The 2,424-nt window shown below is 63.3% G+C and carries 3 protein-coding genes; 1 reads left to right on the top strand and 2 read right to left on the bottom strand.

What is annotated here, in order from left to right; all coding sequences use genetic code 11:
• Together IEY31_RS18465 and IEY31_RS18460 are read right to left on the bottom strand one after the other, a co-directional pair.
• Positions 1-145: response regulator (locus tag IEY31_RS18465; RefSeq protein WP_373289195.1), on the bottom strand; the 145-nt coding region annotated here is incomplete at its 3' end.
• A gap of 82 nt (positions 146-227) precedes the next feature.
• Complete coding sequence (locus tag IEY31_RS18460) at positions 228-833, bottom strand: DUF305 domain-containing protein (protein WP_188974418.1); 606 nt, start codon at positions 831-833, stop codon at positions 228-230.
• An 845-nt stretch (positions 834-1,678) separates the two neighbouring features.
• On the opposite strand from IEY31_RS18460, the gene IEY31_RS18455 reads away from it, so the two are divergent.
• Complete coding sequence (locus tag IEY31_RS18455; protein ID WP_308424345.1) at positions 1,679-2,305, top strand: MFS transporter; 627 nt, start codon at positions 1,679-1,681, stop codon at positions 2,303-2,305.
• Positions 2,306-2,424: the final 119 nt, after the last annotated feature.

Raw genomic sequence — 2,424 nt, 5'->3', positions numbered from 1 at the left:
CGGGCAACATCCAGTCCAGAATGGCCAGATCGGCGCGTGACATCAGCTCACGGGCGTGATGGCCGTCAGACGCCTGCCAGACCTCGTACCCCTCGCCGCTCAGGTAGGCGTGCAGGATCTCGAGGATGGCCGGGTCGTCGTCCACGATCAGAATATTCGGCAAGGGACAGACCTCGTGGAGAAAAAGACGAACACCCCTGGGGATGTCCGTCCAGGCTCGGGTCAGCTTACTTCAGCAGCCACAGCTGGAAATCGTAGATTTCCTGCGCCTGTCCCCTGCCGATGTCACGCGACAGTTTCAGGATGTCCTTGTTCTGAGACTGCATCAGGGCCATGTTGGCCATCATCAGGGCGCTGCCATGGTGGGGCACCATGCCCTTGACGAACGCCCTGTCCTTGTCGCCAGGCCCGGCCTTCCGAATATCCCCCACCATGCCTGTCATCATGCCTTTCATGCTGGCGGCCATCTTGCTGTCCACGCCGCCGTAGCTCTTGAGCAGGGTGTTCATCTGGGCAATCTCGGTGTTCTGGTCCTTGATGATGCTGGTCGCCCAGGTCTTGACCTGCGCGTTCCTGGTGGTCTTCAGGATCTCGCGGCTCATCTCCACCGCCGCCTGATGGTGGGGAACCATCATCGACAGGAAGGCCCGGTCGAACCCCTTGCCGCTCAGCTTGTCCAGGCCGCCCATCATGCCCATCATGTCGGTCATCTGCATGCCGCCGCCCATGCCCATCTGGCTGTGATCCATGCCGCCGTGAGTCATGCCCGTCTGTGCGAAGGCAAGCGTGCCCAGGGTGGTGATGGTGAACGCCGCTGTGAGTCTCTTTTTCATGTCATCTACCTCTGCCAGCAAGGCTACTGACATGGTGTTAAGTTCCCGTAAAGTGCGCGGCCTGGGAATGCCCCGTCCCATGTTGCTGTGCAACCTTGAGGCCGCAGCTTCCTGTCCTCTCCCGTCTGGAGGCCCACCGCCGGATTCACCTGCCTCCGAGCAGCAGGGCCGACTGGAGCGCCAGGGCGGGAAGCAAGGTCAGCACCCCAGGGGGCCAAATGCGGTCCAGCCGGCGAGACCGCCCACCAACCGCAGGCCCAGGAGCGGTACCCAGACCACCATGCCCACCCGACGTCTACGCCCAGGACAGTACCTCAAGGTCAGGCGGCCCGCAGCCTCGCAGCGCTGTTGGTGTCGAGGCTGCGGAGTCCAGCACACATCAGCCGATCACTGGACAGCACCGTGACTGGCATTGAGGAACGTCAGATTGTGCGGCAGAACCATCTGCGGAGTCATGCCTTAATGCGCCGTGGACGCGCACCAGCGCAGCTCATTTTCTCTTGTGACACCATTGTGCATGGCGAGCAGTCCGGTGTCCCTGTGCCGCGTTCCATGTCTGGACTCGGGATCGTCGCGGGCCTGCTCCTGGGTGGTCTTCATCAACATTCCTCTTGGCCTGCTGGTACTGGCCGGCACGCGGACGCTGGGGGACGCCGCGCGTCACACCGGGCGGCTGGATCTTCCGGGCGCGCTCACCAGCACCGTGGGAACAGGGACGCTCGTGTATGCGATCACACGTGGGGAGAGTATGGCTGGACCGATTCCCTCACGCTGGGGGCCTTTGGGGCCGCAGCCATACTGATTCCCTCTTCCTTCTGATTCAGGCGCGGAGTGCATAGCCCCCGCTGCCTCTGACCCTCTTCCGTGACCGCAACCGTTGGGGCATGCTGCTGCTCGCCGTGGGGCCGATGGGTGCCTTCTTCCTCGTGACGCTGTTCATGCAGCACATCCTGGCGTACAGCCGCATCCAGACGGGTCTGGCCTGGTTGCCGTTCGCTGTGGGGATCGCGGTCTCCTCAGGAGTGGCCTCGAAGCTCGTGAGCCGCTTTGCACCCCGGGCGATTGGGGCGGCTGGCATGCTGATCGCGGCAGGAGGCATGTTCTGGCTGTCGACGACGGGTGTGAGCGCCAACTACGCCCTCAACCTTCTCCCTGGAATTTTCTTGACGGCGTTCAGATTCGGGCTGGGCTTCATGCCTCTAACGCTCACGGCCGTTCGTGGCGTCAGGGAACAGGAGTCCGGCATTGCCTCAGCGCTGCTGAACGCCGCACAGCAGCTTGGTGTGGCGTTGGGCCTGGCCCTGCTGTCCACAGTGGCCGTGGTGGCCAGGGCGAGTGACGCGCTGGTCCAGAGGTACAGCATTGGACTGATGGCCGACGCCCTGATCCTGGTGGTCGCGGCGATCATCACGGCGCTGGTCATCAACGCCCGTCCCCAATCGAGCGGTGAGGAGTCCACCCCGACCCACTGACCTTCGGGTTCTCCTGACTGCACCGTTCCGGGACCCTCACGCCTAGAGGCTGGAGGACAGGCCATCCAAAATTGCGGGAGGGAATCTGCTGGGTTCAGAATCGGGTGTGACGCGACGTG

The sequence above is a fragment of the Deinococcus aerolatus genome, from assembly GCF_014647055.1.
GTDB lineage: Bacteria > Deinococcota > Deinococci > Deinococcales > Deinococcaceae > Deinococcus > Deinococcus aerolatus.
This window is presented reverse-complemented; position numbering and strand designations above follow the sequence as displayed.